This is a genomic window from Serratia marcescens (assembly GCF_006715005.1).
Taxonomy (GTDB): domain Bacteria; phylum Pseudomonadota; class Gammaproteobacteria; order Enterobacterales; family Enterobacteriaceae; genus Serratia; species Serratia montpellierensis.
This window is the reverse complement of record NZ_VFMJ01000001.1, coordinates 4,795,556-4,811,788: the sequence shown is the minus strand read 5'-3', so window position 1 is coordinate 4,811,788 and position 16,233 is coordinate 4,795,556. Positions and strand designations below refer to the sequence as shown.

At 62.2% G+C, this 16,233-nt stretch carries 15 protein-coding genes; 11 read left to right on the top strand and 4 right to left on the bottom strand.

Annotated features, from left to right (window positions below; translation table 11 throughout):
- The first annotated feature begins 173 nt into the window (after positions 1–173).
- From FHU12_RS23260 to FHU12_RS23215, 10 genes are all read left to right on the top strand, one after another.
- Entirely contained in the window at positions 174–947 is a 774-nt protein-coding gene (locus FHU12_RS23260) for an SDR family oxidoreductase (protein ID WP_025304606.1), read from the top strand.
- 104 nt (positions 948–1,051) lie between these two features.
- Positions 1,052–1,960: a LysR family transcriptional regulator gene (locus tag FHU12_RS23255; protein WP_141972026.1), complete on the top strand. Its 909-nt coding sequence runs from the start codon at positions 1,052–1,054 to the stop codon at positions 1,958–1,960.
- A 267-nt stretch (positions 1,961–2,227) separates the two neighbouring features.
- Entirely contained in the window at positions 2,228–2,665 is a 438-nt protein-coding gene (uspA, locus tag FHU12_RS23250; RefSeq protein WP_004930988.1) for a universal stress protein UspA, read from the top strand.
- 199 nt (positions 2,666–2,864) lie between these two features.
- Positions 2,865–4,208 (top strand): NADP-specific glutamate dehydrogenase, encoded by a 1,344-nt coding sequence (gene gdhA / locus FHU12_RS23245; protein WP_033649380.1) that lies wholly within the window; start codon positions 2,865–2,867, stop codon positions 4,206–4,208.
- Between the two features lie 329 nt (positions 4,209–4,537).
- Positions 4,538–5,524, top strand: a complete 987-nt coding sequence (locus FHU12_RS23240; protein WP_141972024.1) for an autoinducer 2 ABC transporter substrate-binding protein — start codon at positions 4,538–4,540, stop codon at positions 5,522–5,524.
- Positions 5,525–5,629: 105 nt separating this feature from the next.
- On the top strand, positions 5,630–7,129 hold the full coding sequence (locus FHU12_RS23235) for a sugar ABC transporter ATP-binding protein (protein WP_141972022.1): 1,500 nt from the start codon (positions 5,630–5,632) through the stop codon (positions 7,127–7,129).
- Positions 7,122–8,111 carry an ABC transporter permease gene (locus FHU12_RS23230; RefSeq protein WP_015379367.1) on the top strand — a complete coding sequence of 330 codons (990 nt, stop codon included), beginning with the start codon at positions 7,122–7,124 and terminating at the stop codon, positions 8,109–8,111. Before FHU12_RS23235 ends, FHU12_RS23230 begins: the two co-directional genes overlap by 8 nt.
- A 1-nt stretch (position 8,112) precedes the next feature.
- On the top strand, positions 8,113–9,066 hold the full coding sequence (locus FHU12_RS23225; protein WP_141972020.1) for an ABC transporter permease: 954 nt from the start codon (positions 8,113–8,115) through the stop codon (positions 9,064–9,066).
- 10 nt (positions 9,067–9,076) lie between these two features.
- Positions 9,077–10,714 carry an FGGY-family carbohydrate kinase gene (locus tag FHU12_RS23220; RefSeq protein ID WP_038873847.1) on the top strand — a complete coding sequence of 546 codons (1,638 nt, stop codon included), beginning with the start codon at positions 9,077–9,079 and terminating at the stop codon, positions 10,712–10,714.
- Entirely contained in the window at positions 10,714–11,313 is a 600-nt protein-coding gene (locus FHU12_RS23215; RefSeq protein WP_141972018.1) for a KpsF/GutQ family sugar-phosphate isomerase, read from the top strand. The genes FHU12_RS23220 and FHU12_RS23215 overlap by 1 nt, the downstream gene beginning before the upstream one ends.
- A gap of 28 nt (positions 11,314–11,341) precedes the next feature.
- Here the strand turns inward: FHU12_RS23215 and rsmJ are convergent, their stop codons facing one another.
- From rsmJ to FHU12_RS23195, 4 genes are all read right to left on the bottom strand, one after another.
- On the bottom strand, positions 11,342–12,088 hold the full coding sequence (gene rsmJ, locus FHU12_RS23210; RefSeq protein WP_141972016.1) for a 16S rRNA (guanine(1516)-N(2))-methyltransferase RsmJ: 747 nt from the start codon (positions 12,086–12,088) through the stop codon (positions 11,342–11,344).
- An 8-nt stretch (positions 12,089–12,096) separates the two neighbouring features.
- The gene (prlC, locus tag FHU12_RS23205; RefSeq protein ID WP_141972014.1) at positions 12,097–14,139 is read right to left on the bottom strand and encodes an oligopeptidase A; all 2,043 of its coding nucleotides are present in this window, start codon (positions 14,137–14,139) and stop codon (positions 12,097–12,099) included.
- Between the two features lie 118 nt (positions 14,140–14,257).
- Entirely contained in the window at positions 14,258–14,719 is a 462-nt protein-coding gene (locus FHU12_RS23200) for an HIT family protein (RefSeq protein WP_063991758.1), read from the bottom strand.
- 16 nt (positions 14,720–14,735) lie between these two features.
- The gene (locus FHU12_RS23195; RefSeq protein ID WP_122004534.1) at positions 14,736–15,140 is read right to left on the bottom strand and encodes an ASCH domain-containing protein; all 405 of its coding nucleotides are present in this window, start codon (positions 15,138–15,140) and stop codon (positions 14,736–14,738) included.
- A gap of 135 nt (positions 15,141–15,275) precedes the next feature.
- Between FHU12_RS23195 and FHU12_RS23190 the strand changes: the two genes are divergently transcribed.
- The gene (locus FHU12_RS23190; RefSeq protein WP_141972012.1) at positions 15,276–16,118 is read left to right on the top strand and encodes a 23S rRNA (adenine(2030)-N(6))-methyltransferase RlmJ; all 843 of its coding nucleotides are present in this window, start codon (positions 15,276–15,278) and stop codon (positions 16,116–16,118) included.
- The last annotated feature ends 115 nt before the right edge of the window (positions 16,119–16,233 follow it).

Here is a 16,233-nt window from a genome sequence, read left to right as displayed (position 1 = left end):
GATAAAATTTACCGCCACGCGTTGAAACACCCCCGCCGGGGCGTGACAACGAACCGCCACCGGCCGGTAATTAGTCGGTTTTTCTGGATAGTCTATCCCGCCCTACGCCGCTGATCTTTCCCCCCACGCTGGCTAGACTCAGGTTTCCGTTACGTTCATCCAAGGAAACTGTTATGGCAAACCATTCAATCAAGGGAAAAACCGTCCTCATCGCCGGCGGCGCCAAAAACCTCGGCGGGCTGATCGCGCGCGATTTGGCTGAACAAGGCGCCAAAGCGGTGGTGATCCACTACAACAGCGCCGCCTCCAAAGCCGAGGCGGAAAAAACCGTCGCCGCCATTCAGGCCGCCGGGGCGCAAGGCGTCGCGCTGCAGGCCGATCTCACCACCGCGGGCGCGGTCGAAAAGCTGTTCGCCGATGCGGTCGCCGCCGTCGGTAAGCCGGATATCGCCATCAATACCGTCGGCAAAGTGCTGAAAAAGCCGATGGTCGACATCAGCGAGGCCGAGTACGACGAGATGACGGCGGTTAACGCCAAAACCGCGTTCTTCTTCCTGAAAGAGGCGGGCAAACACCTCAACGACAACGGTAAAATCTGCACGCTGGTCACCTCGCTGCTTGGCGCCTTCACGCCGTTCTACGCCGCTTACGCCGGCACCAAGGCGCCGGTGGAGCATTTCACCCGCGCCGCCGCCAAGGAGTTCGGCGAGCGTGGCATCTCCGTGACGGCGGTCGGCCCCGGCCCGATGGACACCCCGTTCTTCTACCCGGCGGAGGGTGCGGACGCCGTGGCCTACCACAAGACGGCGGCAGCGCTGTCGCCGTTCAGCAAAACCGGCCTGACCGATATCGAAGACGTGGTGCCCTTCATCCGCCATCTGGTCAGCGACGGCTGGTGGGTAACCGGCCAAACCATCCTGATCAACGGCGGCTACACCACCAAATAAGTTCGACGGGGGCAAATATCGCCCCCGCACCTGCTCGCGCGCAACCGCGCCATGCGGCTACACTCTCTGTCAGAAACGGCGCCAAGGAACAGCAGGTCAACGAGATGGACAGATTCAATCAATACCGCGTATTCGTACAGGTGGCGGAAATGGGCAGCTTTATCCGGGCAGCCCATGCGCTGGAGGTGCCGCGCGCCTCGGTGTCCGCCGCCGTTCAGCAACTGGAAACGCAGCTGGGCGTACGTCTGCTGCACCGCACCACGCGGCAAGTGCGGCTGACCGCCGACGGCGAACAGCTGCTCGAGCGGCTGCGCCCGCTGTTGGCCGAGGTGGAAGACATCGATCAATCGTTTCAGGCCAGCCAGCGCCAGGCCTCCGGGCGGCTCAGCGTCGACGTGCCGAGCCGCATCGCCCGCCGGTTGATCGCGCCGGCGCTGCCCGGCCTGCTGCGGCGCCATCCCCACCTGCAATTGGTGCTCGGCTCCGCCGATCGCGCCATCGATCTGGTGCAGGAAGGGGTCGACTGCGCGGTGCGCGTCGGCGATCTGCACGACAGCAGCCTGGTAATGCGCCCGCTCGGCCATATCGCGCTGATCAACTGCGCCAGCCCTGCCTATCTGAGCGAATTCGGCCATCCGCGCCAGCCCGGCGATCTCATCGAGGGACACTGGAGCATCGGCTACGCCTCGCCCAAAACCGGCCGTGAATCCCCCTGGGAATACCTGACCGACGACGGCCATACGCAACGCCTCGAACTGCCCAGCCGGGTGGTGGTCAACAACGCCGAAAGCTATATCGCCTGCTGCCGCGCCGGGCTGGGGCTGATGCAAATCCCACGCTATGACGTGCAACACCTGCTCGACGCCGGTGAACTGGTGGAAGTCCTGCCCGGCCACCGCGCCGCCTCCATGCCGATCGCCCTGATCTATCCCCATCGCCGCCAGCGATCGCGCCGCCTGGCGGTGTTTCATGAGTGGTTTGAAAGCCTGCTGCAGCCGCATCTGGAGCGCTGATTGCACATTTAGCGCTATACTTTGTTTAATAACGCTTATAATTCAAGCGGTCAGACCGTCAGCATCCGCATAATCCATAGGCTTTTGCGCCGCGCGGGTGTACAACGAAAGGTATCGGGCGGAGAGATTTTCGATGCGGCGCAGTGTGATCGCCCCAACATATCATTACGTTATCCGAATGATACTATGGAACCAAAAGCGCCAGGCGGGTAAACGGAACGCCTGCTAACCCTTTTTAATCGGCATGTTTATGGAAGGAGTATTCTTATGGCTTACAAACACATACTGATCGCGGTGGACCTATCCCCGGAAAGCAAGATCCTGGTAGAAAAAGCCGTCTCGATGGCGCGGCCGTACAACGCTAAAGTTTCTCTGATCCACGTCGATGTCAACTATTCCGACCTTTATACCGGCCTTATCGACGTCAATCTCGGCGACATGCAAAAACGCATCTCCGAGGAAACCCATCAGGCGCTGACCGAGCTGTCGCAAAACGCCGGCTACCCGATCACCGAGACCCTGAGCGGCAGCGGCGATCTGGCGCAGGTATTGGTCGATGCCATCAAGAAATACGACATGGACCTGGTGCTGTGCGGCCACCACCAGGACTTCTGGAGCAAGCTGATGTCTTCCGCACGCCAGCTGATCAATACCGTGCACATCGATATGCTGATCGTGCCGCTGCGCGATGAAGAAGACGAATAAAGTAAGCACTTGCTAACTTAACTACCCAACGCCCGCGCCCTGCGGGCGTTTTTCATGCCGCCACGCCGATTAATCGCTTGATAATCAACCGCCCTCCGATGATATAGTCGCTAAAGACACAACATCCTCCCCCGGGCATCGCCTATACCCATATCTATAAGAAATAGCGGGGGAAATTTAATGCGAAAAGGAGTTATCCATGGAATATGCCGTATCGGTAGAGTCTTTCCTGTCCTCGTTACAACGCCATAACCCCCACCAGCCGGAATATCTGCAGGCGGTACGCGAAGTGTTCACCTCGCTGTGGCCATTTATCGAACGTAATCCGCGCTATCGCGAACAGGCGCTGCTGGAGCGCCTGGTAGAGCCCGAGCGCGTCATTCAGTTCCGCGTCAGCTGGGTGGACGATCGCGGCCAGGTGCAGGTCAACCGCGCCTTCCGCGTGCAGTTCAACTCGGCCATCGGCCCCTACAAGGGCGGCATGCGCTTCCACCCGTCGGTGAACCTGTCGATCCTGAAGTTCCTCGGTTTTGAGCAGACCTTCAAGAACGCGTTGACCACCCTGCCGATGGGCGGCGGCAAAGGCGGCTCCGATTTCGATCCCAAGGGCAAAAGCCAAGGGGAGATCATGCGCTTCTGCCAGGCGCTGATGACCGAGCTGTATCGCCATCTGGGGCCGGACACCGACGTGCCGGCCGGCGACATCGGCGTCGGCGGCCGCGAAGTCGGCTTTATGGCCGGCATGATGAAAAAACTGTCCAACAACACCGCATGCGTATTTACCGGCAAGGGTCTCTCCTTCGGCGGCAGCCTGATCCGCCCCGAGGCGACCGGCTATGGCCTGGTGTACTTCACCGACGCCATGCTGCAGCGCCACGGCCTGGGCTTTGAGGGCATGCGGGTGGCGGTGTCCGGCTCCGGCAACGTGGCGCAGTACACCATCGAAAAAGCGTTGGAACTGGACGCGCGCGTGATCACCGTGTCGGATTCCGGCGGCACCCTGGTGGACGAAGACGGCTTCACCACCGAGAAGCTGGCGCACCTGGCGGAGATCAAGAACCAGCGTTACGGCCGGGTGGCGGACTACGCCCGCGAACGCGGCCTGACCTATCTGGCGGGCCAGCAGCCATGGAACGTGCCGGTGGATATCGCGCTGCCGTGCGCCACCCAGAACGAACTGGATCTCGAGGCGGCGCAGACGCTGATCCGCAACGGAGTGAAGGCGGTAGCGGAAGGCGCCAACATGCCGACCACCATCCAGGCCACCGACGCCTTCCTCGACGCCGGCGTGCTGTTCGCGCCGGGCAAGGCGGCCAACGCCGGCGGCGTCGCCACCTCGGGGCTGGAGATGGCGCAAAACGCCGCGCGCATCGGCTGGCGGGCAGAGAAAGTGGATGTACGTTTACAACATATCATGGCGGATATTCACCACGCCTGCGTGGAATACGGTGGCGAGGGCAAGCAAACCCACTACGTGCACGGCGCGAATATCGCCGGTTTCGTCAAGGTCGCGGACGCCATGCTGGCGCAGGGCGTGCTGTAATCGGGCGCAAAGGTGATCTTGTTCACACATCGATTAAATGCTTCAATGCCGGCCTCTGCGCCGGCATTTTTTTATGCTTTCACGCCCTCTAAATGATACCAATTAGTTAAATAAAGGTTAATAAATGGTTGTATATTGCCATTTAATTGGTAGTAAATTTACCACCACCAAATAATTAAACATTTATTTAACACTAAATAAGCCACTATTTTACTTAAATGTGCACAGATCACATTTCATTAACTTCAGCTACGCCCCCTCTTCCATTCCTTTGTAATCTGCAGCGGTGGAAAAACCGCCACCCCTACAGATAAAAAAAGGTACAGCTAATGAAATTTAACCTCGCATTATTAAATGCATGTGTGGTTTCTGCGTGCATGTTATCGACAACACCTGTGTTCGCCGCTGATAAGTATGAGATTGCCGTGGTCGCCAAAGTGACCGGCATCCCGTGGTTCAACCGCATGGAAGTGGGCGTCAACGAAGCGGCGAAAAAACTCGACGTCAACGCCTACCAGACTGGCCCTTCTACGCCGGATCCGGCCGCGCAGGTCAAGGTGATTGAGGATCTGATCGCCAAGAACGTCAACGCCATCATCGTGGTGCCGAACGACGCCAAGGTGCTGGAGCCGGTGCTGAAAAAAGCGCGCGACAAAGGCATCGTGGTGCTGACCCATGAATCCCCGGACCAGCAGATCGGCCAGTGGGACATCGAGACCATCGACAGCGAGAAATATGCGCAGGCCAACGTCGATGAGCTGGCGAAAGACATGGGCGGCAAAGGCGGCTACGCGATCTACGTCGGCTCGCTGACCGTGCCGTTGCACAACGCCTGGGCCGACTTCGCCATCAAATACCAGAAAGAAAAATACCCGGACATGTTTGAAGTCACCTCGCGCCTGCCAGTGGCGGAAAGCATCGACAAATCCTACGCCACCACGCTGGATCTGATGAAAACCTATCCGCAGATGAAGGGCATCATCGGCTTCGGCTCACTCGGCCCGATCGGCGCCGGCCAGGCGGTGGCCAAGAAACGCGCCAAGGACAAAATCGCGGTGGTGGGCATCGCCATGCCGGCGCAGGCCGCCCCTTACCTGATGCGCGGCGACATCAAGAAAGCACTGCTGTGGGATCCGAAAGACGCCGGCTATGCGCTGGTGACGGTGGCCGACCAGCTGCTGCAGGGCAAGGAAGTGAACAAAGACCTGTCGATCGAGGGCCTCGGCAAGGCCGATGTCGATATGGAACACAAAGTGATTCGGTTTAATAAGATTTTGGAAGTCACCAAAGACAACGCCCAATCGCTCGGATTCTGATTTTTCGCGTAATTTCGCCACACCGGGAAAGTAGTTAAACCCTCGTAGGGGCGCAGCGTTGCTGCGCCCAGGGCTTCGGCCGCTACGCAAGCACAGGTTAACGTTATGACAGCCTCCCCCGCATTTATCACCCTGGAGAATATCAGCAAGCGATTCCCAGGCGTGCTGGCATTAGACCAGATCAACCTGACGCTGAATAAAGGCGAAGTGCACTGCCTGGCCGGGCAAAACGGCTGCGGCAAAAGCACCATCATTAAAATCATCTCCGGCGTCTATCAGCCGGAAAAAGGCGCCAATATTTCGCTGGAAGGCAAACTCTTCCACGCCCTGACGCCACAGCTGTCCGGTTATTACGGCATACAGGTGATCTACCAGGACCTGTCGCTGTTCCCCAACCTGACGGTGGCGGAGAACATCGCCATCCACCGTTACCTGCCCGGCGGCCGCTTCTGGGTGCGCAAGCGATTGATGCGCCAGACGGCGCTGGACGCCATGGCGCGGGTCGGCGTACACATCGATCCCGATAAAAAAGTGGAAAAACTGTCGATCGCCGATCGGCAACTGGTGGCGATTTGCCGCGCCATCGCCGCCGAAGCGCGGTTGGTTATTATGGACGAACCGACCGCCTCGCTGACCCGCCAGGAGGTCGACGGCCTGCTGCGGGTGGTCAACGAGTTGAAGGCGGCCGGCATCTGCGTGGTGTTCGTCAGCCACAGATTGGATGAAGTGATGGAAGTCGCCGATCGCATCAGCGTGATGCGCGACGGCAAGCTGGTAGGCACCTGGCCGGCCAGCGAACTGGACAGCCATGAACTGGCGTTCCTGATGACCGGCCAACGCTTCCACTACAGCCCGCTGCCGCCGCTGCCGCCGGCCGAACAGGCGCCGCTGCTCGAGGTGCGCAACCTCAGCCGCGGCGAGAAATACCGCAACGTCAATCTGGCGCTGCGCGGCGGCGAGATCGTTTCGATCGTCGGCCTGCTCGGCGCCGGCCGCACCGAACTGTGCCTCAGCCTGTTCGGCATGACGCGGCCGGACAGCGGCGAGATCCGCATCGAGGGCCGCACGGTGCAGCTGCACAACAACCGCGAAGCGGTGCGCCACGGCATCGGCTATGTGTCGGAAGATCGCCTGACGCAGGGGTTGATCATGGAGCAATCGATCTACGACAACACCATCGTCACCGTCTTCGATCGGCTGCATACCTCGCTCGGGCTGCTGGATCACGCCAAGGCGACTGAGCTGGTCAACCGACTGATCCGCGATCTGAACATCAAGGTGTCCGACAGCGCATTGCCGGTGAAAACCCTGTCCGGCGGCAACGCCCAGCGCATCGCCATCGCCAAGTGGGTGGCGACCCAGCCGAAGATCCTGATCCTCGACTCGCCCACCGTCGGCGTGGACATCGCCAACAAAGAGGGGATCTACCAGATCGCCCGCGATCTGGCGCAGCTGGGCATGGCAGTGCTGATGATCTGCGACGAGATCCCGGAAGCCTATTACAACAGCCATCGGGTGATGGTGATGCGCAAAGGCGAACTGATCGCCGAATTCGCGCCGCACCAGAGTACCGAACAACAGATCGCCGAGGTGGTGAATGGATAAGTCATTATTGGCCCGCCTGGCCGGGCGGCACGAGTTTTATCTCGGCCTGTTGGTGCTGCTGCTGGCGATCGGCCTGAGCGCCGGCACCGACGAGTTTCTGACGCTCGGCAACCTGACCGACGTCGCCACCAGCTACGCCATTCTCGGCATCCTGGCCTGCGGGCTGTTCGTGGTGCTGATCGCCGGCGGCATCGACATTTCGTTCCCGGCGGTTACCGCCATCGCCCAGTATGTGATGGCCAGCTGGGTGATCCAGCACGGCGGCAGCTTCCCGCTGGCGTTCGCCCTGGCGATTGGCGTCGGCCTGCTGCTCGGGCTGGTGAACGGTTTCCTGGTGTACTGGCTGAAGGTGCCGGCGATCATTATCACCATCGCCACCCTTAACCTGTTCTACGGCCTGCTGGTGTACGCCACCAACGGCACCTGGCTGTACGGCTTCCCGGACTGGTTCATGAACGGCATCAACTGGTTTTCGTTCCAGGGCGCTGACGGCTACGACTACGGCCTGACGCTGCCGCTGCTGTGCCTGCTGGCGACCATCGTCGTCACCGGCGTGCTGATGAACCGCACCCGGCTGGGGCGCCAGATCTACGCCATGGGCGGCAACCGCGACGCGGCGTCGCGCCTGGGGTTGAACCTGCTGCGGCTGCATTTTTGCGTCTACGGCTACATGGGCATTCTGGCCGGCGTCGCGGCGGTGGTGCAGGCGCAGATCACCCAGTCGGTGGCCCCCAACTCGCTGCTCGGCTTCGAGCTGACGGTATTGGCGGCGGTGGTGCTGGGCGGCACCAGCATGAGCGGCGGCCGCGGATCGTTGACCGGCACCCTGCTCGGCGTGGTGCTGCTGGCCTTCCTGCAAAACGGGCTGACGCTGCTCAGCGTCTCGGCCTATTGGCACCAGGTGTTCAGCGGCGCGATCATTTTGATCAGCATCAGCACCACCGCCTGGAACGAAAAACGCAAGCTGCTCAAGGAGATCTGACATGACGCAGTTAACTCGGTTGATCCCAAGCGATCGGATCATTCGCCTGCAGGGCGCGATCATCATCGCGGTGGCGCTGCTCTTCGCCGGGCTGCTCGGATCGCGCTTCTTCAGCCTCGGCAACTTCCAGTCGATCGCCTCGCAGCTGCCGATCCTCGGCCTGCTGGCGCTCGGCATGGGCGTCACCATGCTGACCGGCGGCATCAATCTGTCGATCATCGCCGGCGCCAACGCCTGTTCGCTGGTGATGGCGGCGATCATCGTCAGCCATCCCGACCAGCCGCTGTTCCTGGTGCTGGCGCTGCTGGCCGGCCTGCTGGTGGCGGTGGCGATCGGCGCACTGAACGGAGTGCTGGTGGCCTGGATCGGTGTTTCGCCAATCCTCGCCTCGCTCGGCACCATGACCCTGATCACCGGCCTGAATATCCTGCTGTCCAACGGCGCGGTGATCTCCGGCTTCCCGGCGGCGATTCAATTTCTCGGCAACGGCGCCGTGCTCGGCGTACCGGTGGCGCTGATCCTGTTCCTGTTGGTGGCGGTCGGGCTGTGGCTGCTGCTGGAGCACACCACGCTGGGCCGCAGCCTGTACCTGATCGGCTCCAACGAGCAGGCCACCCGCTTCAGCGGCGTGAACACCGCGCGGGTGCAGATCGCGGTATATATCCTGTCGGCGCTGCTCGGCTGGGGCGCCGCCCTGCTGATGATGGCCAAGTTCAACTCGGCCAAGGCCGGCTACGGCGAATCTTATCTGCTGGTGACCATTCTGGCCTCGGTGCTGGGCGGCATTAACCCGGACGGCGGTTTCGGCCGTATTCTGGGGCTGGTGCTGGCGCTGATCGTGCTGCAAATGTTGGAAAGCGGCCTCAATCTGCTGGGGGTCAGCAGCTACCTGACCATGGCCCTGTGGGGCGGCGTGCTGATCCTGTTTATCGCGTTACAGAATCGAAAAGCCTGAGGAGAAAATAATGGCGAGCTATTTTATTGGCGTAGATGTGGGCACCGGAAGCGCGCGCGCAGGCGTATTCGATCTCAACGGCCGCATGGTCGGCCAGGCCAGCCGGGCCATCGATCTGTACCGGCCGAAGGCGGATTTCGTCGAGCAATCGTCGGATAACATCTGGCAGGCGGTGTGCAATGCGGTACGCGACGCGGTCAACCAGGCCGACATCAACCCGATCCAGGTCAAGGGGTTGGGCTTCGACGCCACCTGTTCGCTGGTGGTGCTGGATAAAGAGGGCAAGCCGCTGACCGTCAGCCCCTCCGGCCGCACCGAACAGAACATCATCGTGTGGATGGATCACCGGGCGATCGCCCAGGCCGAGCGCATCAACGCCACCAAACACCGGGTGCTGGACTTCGTCGGCGGCATTATCTCGCCGGAGATGCAGACGCCGAAACTGCTGTGGCTGAAACAGCACATGCCTACCACCTGGGCCAACGCCGGCTACCTGTTCGATCTGCCGGACTTCCTCACCTGGCGCGCCACCCAGGACGCCACCCGTTCGCTGTGCTCGACGGTGTGCAAGTGGACCTATCTCGGCCACGAGCAGCGTTGGGACAAGAGCTACTTCCAGCAGATCGGGCTGGAAGACGTGCTGGAACACGACGCGGCCAAGATCGGCAGCGACGTCAAAATGATGGGCGAGCCGCTGGGCCATGGCCTGACCCAGCGCGCCGCCAGCGAGATGGGGCTGATCGCCGGCACGGCGGTGAGCGTGTCAATCATCGACGCGCACGCCGGCACCCTCGGCACGCTGGGCGCCACCGGCGTCTCCGGCGAGGTAGCCGACTTCAACCGCCGCGTCGCGCTGATCGGCGGCACCTCCACCGGCCATATGGCGATGTCGCGCACCGCACGCTTTATCGGCGGTGTCTGGGGGCCGTATTACTCGGCGATCCTGCCGGAATACTGGCTGAACGAGGGCGGCCAGTCCGCCACCGGCGCGCTGATCGACCACGTCATCCAATCGCACCCGTGCTACCCGGAGCTGCTGGCGCAGGCGAAAACCCAGGGGCAGACCATCTATGAGGTGCTGAACGCCATTCTGCGCCGCATGGCCGGCGAGCCGGAGAATATCGCCTTCCTGACGCAGGACATTCACATGCTGCCGTACTTCCACGGCAACCGCTCGCCGCGCGCCAACCCGACGCTGACCGGCATCCTGACCGGGCTGAAGCTGTCGCGCACGCCGGAGGACATGGCGCTGCACTACCTCGCCACCATTCAGGCCATCGCGCTCGGCACCCGCCACATCATCGAAACCATGAACCACAGCGGCTACAGCATCGACACCATCATGGCCAGCGGCGGCGGCACCAAAAACCCGATCTTCGTGCAGGAGCACGCCAACGCCACCGGCTGCGCCATGCTGCTGCCGGAGGAAAGCGAAGCGATGCTGCTCGGTGGCGCGATGATGGGCACCGTGGCGGCGGGCGTGTTCGACACCCTGCCGGAGGCGATGAGCGCCATGAGCCGCATCGGCAAGACGGTCACGCCGCAGACCAACCAGATAAAAAGCTACTACGACCGCAAATACCGGGTGTTCCACGAGCTGTACAACGACCACATGAAATACCGCCGGTTGATGCAGGAGGAGGCGTGATGCAGCAGGAGTGGCGGCAGGCCGTGCAGGGTTGGCAAACCTACAGCCAGGAGCTGGCGCAGCTGGGCGAGCGCCTCGACGCGCACACCTGGCAACGGCTGCTGGCGCTGCTGGCCGACTGCCGCGGTAAAATCGCCGTCACCGGCGTCGGCACCTCGGGGATTGCGGCGCGCAAGATAGCCCATATGCTGGCCTGCGTGGAGCGGCCGGCGGTCTACCTCGACGCCACCGGCGCGGCGCACGGCGATCTGGGTTTTCTGCGCGCCGACGATCTGCTGATCCTGATCTCGCGCGGCGGCAATTCCGACGAACTGACCCGCCTGCTGCCGACGCTGCAGGCCAAGGGGGTAACGCTGATCGCGGTGACGGAAAACCCGCATTCCGCCATCGCGCAGGCGGCGCAGCTGACGATCGCCACCGGGGTGCAAAAGGAGATAGATCCGCTGAACATGCTGGCCACCACCTCAATTGTGCTGGTGTTGGCGATCTTCGACGCCGCCTGCGCCTGCCTGATGACGCGCAGCGGTTATGATAAGGACACCTTGCTGGCGGTGCATCCGGGCGGCGGCGTGGGGAAAAGTTTGCGGGAGGAAAACTGAGGGCCCGACACGGCGGGCCCGGCAGACATTACAGCGGCATGTAGATGTCGAAACGGTGGCTTTTGGTCAGCGTGGCGGCGTGCGCCGGCACGTCGGCCAGCGGCGGCGCGTAGTCCGGGCGTTTCACCACTACGCGCTTGGTGGCCAAACGGCGCGCCGGCTCCAGCAGGCCGTCGGCGTCATCGTCGCTGCCCACCAGCGATTGAAACACCCGCATCTCTTTCTTCACCAACGCGCTTTTCTGCTTGTGCGGGAACATCGGATCGAGATACACCACCTCGGGGCGCGGGCTGAGATCCGCCAGCGCCGTCAGGCTGGAGGCGTGCAACAGCGTCAGGCGCTCGCGCAGCCACGGGCCGATTTCCGCATCCTGATAGCCGCGCTGCAGGCCGTCGTCCAGCAACGCCGCCACCACCGGATTGCGCTCCAGCATCCGCACCCGGCAGCCCAGCGCCGCCAACACGAAGGCGTCACGCCCCAGCCCGGCGGTGGCGTCCACCACGTCCGGCAGGTAACTGCCCTTGATGCCGACCGCCTTGGCCACCGCCTCGCCGCGGCCGCCGCCGAAGCGGCGCCGGTGCGCCATGGCGCCGGTGACGAAATCGACGTAGATCCCGCCGAGCTTCGGCTCGTCGCGCTTACGCAGCTCCAGCCGCTGCGGGGTCAGTACCAGCGCCATCGGCGCGTCGTCGTCGGACGCCAGCTGCCAGCGCTGCGCCAAAACAGACAAGGCGCCGGGATCGGCGCCTGCTTCACACAATAAACACACGCTCACGTGTCGGGTTATCCTTTAATGCCGTAATGACGCAGCATAGCATCCAGCTGCGGCTCGCGGCCACGGAAGCGTTTGAACAGCGCCATCGGCTCTTCCGACCCGCCGCGCGACAGGATGTTGTCGAGGAAGGATTTGCCGGTTTCGGCGTTGAAAATCCCCTCTTCTTCGAAGCGCGAGTAAGCGTCGGCCGACAGCACTTCCGCCCACAGGTAGCTGTAGTAACCCGCCGCGTAGCCGCCGGCGAAGATGTGGCTGAAGGCGTGCGGGAAGCGGCCCCAGCTTGGCGAAGGCACCACCGCCACCATTTTCTTCACTTCCGCCAGCGTCGGCAGGATCTGCGCGCCTTTTTCCGGGCTGTATTCGAAGTGCATGCGGAAATCGAACAGGCCGAACTCCAGCTGGCGCAGGATGAACAGCGCCGCCTGGTAATTCTTGGCCGCCAGCAGCTTGTCGAGCATGGCCTTCGGCAGCGGCTCGCCGCTCTGGTAATGGCCCGAGATAAACGCCAGCGCTTCCGGCTCCCAGCACCAGTTTTCCATAAACTGGCTCGGCAGTTCGACCGCATCCCACGGCACCCCGTTGATACCGGAGACGCCGGCGGTATCGATCTGCGTCAGCATGTGGTGCAGACCGTGGCCGAACTCATGGAACAGCGTGGTCACTTCGTTATGGGTGAACAGCGCCGGCTGGTCGCCCAGCGGACGGTTGAAGTTGCAGGTCAGGTAAGCGACCGGTTTTTGCAACGTGCCGTCGGCCTTACGCAGGCTGCCGACGCAGTCGTCCATCCAGGCGCCGCCGCGTTTGTTTTCGCGGGCGTACAGATCGAGGTAGAAGCTGCCGCGCAGCTCGCCGTTAGCGTCGAACAGATCGAAGAAGCGCACGTCCGGATGCCAGGTCTCCACGTCTTTACGCTCTTTGGCGGTGATGCCGTAGATGCGTTTCACCACTTCGAACAGCCCTTCCACCACCCGCTGCTCCGGGAAGTACGGGCGCAGCTGCTCGTCGCTGATGGAGAACAGGTGCTGCTTCTGTTTTTCACCGTAGTAGGTGATGTCCCAGGCTTCAAGCTCGTCCACGCCATAGTGCTGTTTGGCGAAGGCGCGCAGCTGTGCCAGCTCCTGCTCGGCCTGCGGGCGGGCGCGTTTGGCCAGATCGCTCAGGAAGCCGATCACCTGCTCCGGGCTTTCCGCCATCTTGGTCGCCAGCGACTTGTCGGCGTAGGTATCGAAGCCCAGCAGCTGAGCCAGCTCATGGCGCAGCGCCAGCGTTTCCGCCATCACTTCGCTGTTGTCCCATTTGCCGGCGTTCGGCCCCTGATCGGAGGCGCGCGTGGCGAAGGCGCGGTACATCTCTTCGCGCAGCGCGCGGTTGTCGGCGTAGGTCAACACCGGCAGGTAGCTCGGCATGTCCAGCGTCAGCAGCCAGCCATCCTGCTCTTTGGCCTGCGCCATCGCCTGTGCCTGCGCTAGGGCGCTCTCCGGCAGGCCGCTCAGCTCGGCTTCGTCGGTAATCAGTTTGCTCCAGCCCATGGTGGCGTCGAGCACGTTGTTGCTGTAGGTGGAACCCAGTTCGGACAGGCGCGCGACGATCTCGCCGTAACGCTGCTGTTTATCCGCCGACAGGCCGATGCCCGAGAGTTCGAAGTCGCGCAGCGCGTTGTCCACCGCCTTGCGCTGCGGCACGCTCAGCGCCTCGAACGCCGCGCCGTCTTTCAGGCTGCGATAGGCCTGGTACAGCCCTTCGTGCTGGCCAACCCAGGTGCCGTACTCGGACAGCAGCGGCAGCGCCTGCTCATAGGCGGCGCGCAGCTCCGGGCTGTTTTTCACCGAGTTCAGGTGCCCGATCGGCGACCAGATGCGCGACAGGCGATCGTCCGACTCCGCCAGCGGCTGACACAGATTGTCCCAGGTGAACGGCCCCGGCTGCGCGACCACGCGCTCTACCGCGGCGCGGCAGTCCGCCAGCGCGGATTGCACCGCAGGCACGATATCTTCAGGGCGGATCGCCGAGAACGGCGGCAGGGAAAACGGGGTCAGCAACGGATTTGTCATAGGGCAGTCCTGATTAGCGTTGGGGCCCGCCGCGTGGGCGAGCCTTAAAATGCGTATGAATCTCTAACATGGAGCCAGGCAACAGGAAAATCAATGCCCGGCGTTGATCGTTCGTGCCTTAAACGGCGCTTTGGCGGATGCGGGCGGCCAGCGCCGCCAGCTGTTCGTCGTCGGCGCGCGCGGCGTCGTGGGAGGAGATATAGCCCTCGTAACGCGCGAAAAACTTCGGCGAGGTCGATTCGATCGGCCGCCACTGATCCAGCGACGCGGTGCCGTGCAGCGGGATCAGTTTGGCATGCACATGGTCAACGCCGTAGCCCTCGAAGACCATGCCGCAGCGGCCGACGTCGTCGAACGCGCGATCCAGCTGCTTTGCCACACGCTTGGTCGCCAGCATCAACGCGCTCAGCACCTCGTCCGGCAGGTCAAAGGCGTAGCTCGGGTGGTGCGCCTTGGGGATCACCACGCTGAAGCCATCGGTGTTGGGAAAGATGGACAGGAACGCCAGATGGTCGTCGTCTTCCCAGATTTTATGGCACGGCGCCTTGCCCGCCACGATGTCGCAAAAAATGCAGCTCATCCTTTCTCCTTGTGATTCACAGCGTTTCAACCCGTTCGAATTCTTCGAACACCAGCCACATGTCCGGCGCAAAGCTCCCCTCGCGGGTAAAGAATGCCTGATGCCCCTCGCGCCAAAACGCCAGGCTTTTGTCGCCTTCGCCCTCTTTGGCCGCCATCTCGGCGGTCACCTGGTCGTAGCGCACCAGGCGCAGCGCCAGCGTTCTGATCACGCAGGCCGGTTCGCCGCGGCCATCGAGAACGATGTTGTAATCGCCGATGCTCGGGGTTTGTTCCCGACGATAGCTCGCATAGGAACTGCAGGTGGCGGTTTTATCCCCGCTCAGCACCAATCCCAGCAGTTCGTCGGCTAACGCGGGGCCGTCGCCGAACGCCCAGCGCGCCGCGTCGGGGTAATTCGCCAAAATCGCCTGTTTGCTCATCGTCCTGTCCCTTTCTGTTAACGTCTGCGGCAACGGAGTCCGGTTTTTCCCGGCCAGACAGTTTATACTGTGCAGATTATAAGCCTTATTGCATTGAATGCTCCGCCTGCGGAGCACAAGGAACCGCCACCCGTCATGTTAAGTTATCGCCACAGTTTCCACGCCGGCAACCACGCCGACGTGCTCAAACACACCGTTCAGAGCCTGATCATCGAGTCGCTGAAGGAAAAAGAGAAGCCGTTCCTGTATCTGGATACCCACTCGGGCGCGGGCCGTTATCAGCTCAGCGGCGAACACGCCGAGCGCACCGGCGAATACCTGGAAGGCATCGGCTTGCTGTGGCAGCGCGACGATCTGCCGGAAGAGCTGGCGGCCTACATGAGCGTGATGCACAACTTCAACCGTTCCGGCACGCTGCGCTACTATCCCGGTTCGCCGCTGATCGCCCGCCAGCTGCTGCGCCCGCAGGACAAAATCCACCTGACCGAGCTGCACCCGAGCGACTACCCGCTGCTGCGCAGCGAGTTCCAGAAAGACGAACGCGCCAAAGTGCAGCGCGCCGACGGCTATCAGCAGTTGAAATCCCAGCTGCCGCCGCTGTCGCGCCGCGGCCTGATCCTGATGGATCCGCCGTATGAAATGAAGACCGATTACCAGGACGTGGTGAAAGGCATTCAGGAAGGCTACAAGCGCTTTGCCACCGGCACCTACGCGCTGTGGTACCCAGTGGTGATGCGCCAGCAGATCAAACGCATGCTGCGCGATCTGGAAGCCACCGGCATTCGCCGCATTCTGCAGATCGAACTGGCGGTGAAACCCGACAGCGATCAGCGCGGCATGACCGCCTCCGGCATGATCGTCATCAACCCGCCGTGGAAGCTGGAACAGCAGATGAAAAACGTGCTGCCGTGGCTGCACAAGGTGCTGGTGCCGTCGGGCATCGGTCACCATCTGGTGAACTGGGTGGTACCGGAATAATCCCCAGCAGGGCGCGGTTCGCCGCGCCCTGCGTCCACCTATCGCAGCCATCGACGCAATCTTTGCGACAAACCCCGGTCAGGCGTTAAACTCTTACCCTCTTCAAATTCACAAC

What these genes read in the sequence shown, in the direction of transcription:
- FHU12_RS23235 (WP_141972022.1), top strand. Translation starts at nt 5,630, where the DNA reads ATGACAGCCTCCCCCGCATTTATCACCCTGGAGAATATCAGCAAGCGA.
- FHU12_RS23190 (WP_141972012.1), top strand. Translation starts at nt 15,276, where the DNA reads ATGTTAAGTTATCGCCACAGTTTCCACGCCGGCAACCACGCCGACGTG.
- FHU12_RS23200 (WP_063991758.1), bottom strand. Translation starts at nt 14,719, where the DNA reads ATGAGCTGCATTTTTTGCGACATCGTGGCGGGCAAGGCGCCGTGCCAT.
- gdhA (WP_033649380.1), top strand. Translation starts at nt 2,865, where the DNA reads ATGGAATATGCCGTATCGGTAGAGTCTTTCCTGTCCTCGTTACAACGC.
- FHU12_RS23255 (WP_141972026.1), top strand. Translation starts at nt 1,052, where the DNA reads ATGGACAGATTCAATCAATACCGCGTATTCGTACAGGTGGCGGAAATG.
- FHU12_RS23230 (WP_015379367.1), top strand. Translation starts at nt 7,122, where the DNA reads ATGGATAAGTCATTATTGGCCCGCCTGGCCGGGCGGCACGAGTTTTAT.
- FHU12_RS23215 (WP_141972018.1), top strand. Translation starts at nt 10,714, where the DNA reads ATGCAGCAGGAGTGGCGGCAGGCCGTGCAGGGTTGGCAAACCTACAGC.
- FHU12_RS23220 (WP_038873847.1), top strand. Translation starts at nt 9,077, where the DNA reads ATGGCGAGCTATTTTATTGGCGTAGATGTGGGCACCGGAAGCGCGCGC.
- prlC (WP_141972014.1), bottom strand. Translation starts at nt 14,139, where the DNA reads ATGACAAATCCGTTGCTGACCCCGTTTTCCCTGCCGCCGTTCTCGGCG.
- FHU12_RS23225 (WP_141972020.1), top strand. Translation starts at nt 8,113, where the DNA reads ATGACGCAGTTAACTCGGTTGATCCCAAGCGATCGGATCATTCGCCTG.
- FHU12_RS23195 (WP_122004534.1), bottom strand. Translation starts at nt 15,140, where the DNA reads ATGAGCAAACAGGCGATTTTGGCGAATTACCCCGACGCGGCGCGCTGG.
- uspA (WP_004930988.1), top strand. Translation starts at nt 2,228, where the DNA reads ATGGCTTACAAACACATACTGATCGCGGTGGACCTATCCCCGGAAAGC.
- FHU12_RS23240 (WP_141972024.1), top strand. Translation starts at nt 4,538, where the DNA reads ATGAAATTTAACCTCGCATTATTAAATGCATGTGTGGTTTCTGCGTGC.
- FHU12_RS23260 (WP_025304606.1), top strand. Translation starts at nt 174, where the DNA reads ATGGCAAACCATTCAATCAAGGGAAAAACCGTCCTCATCGCCGGCGGC.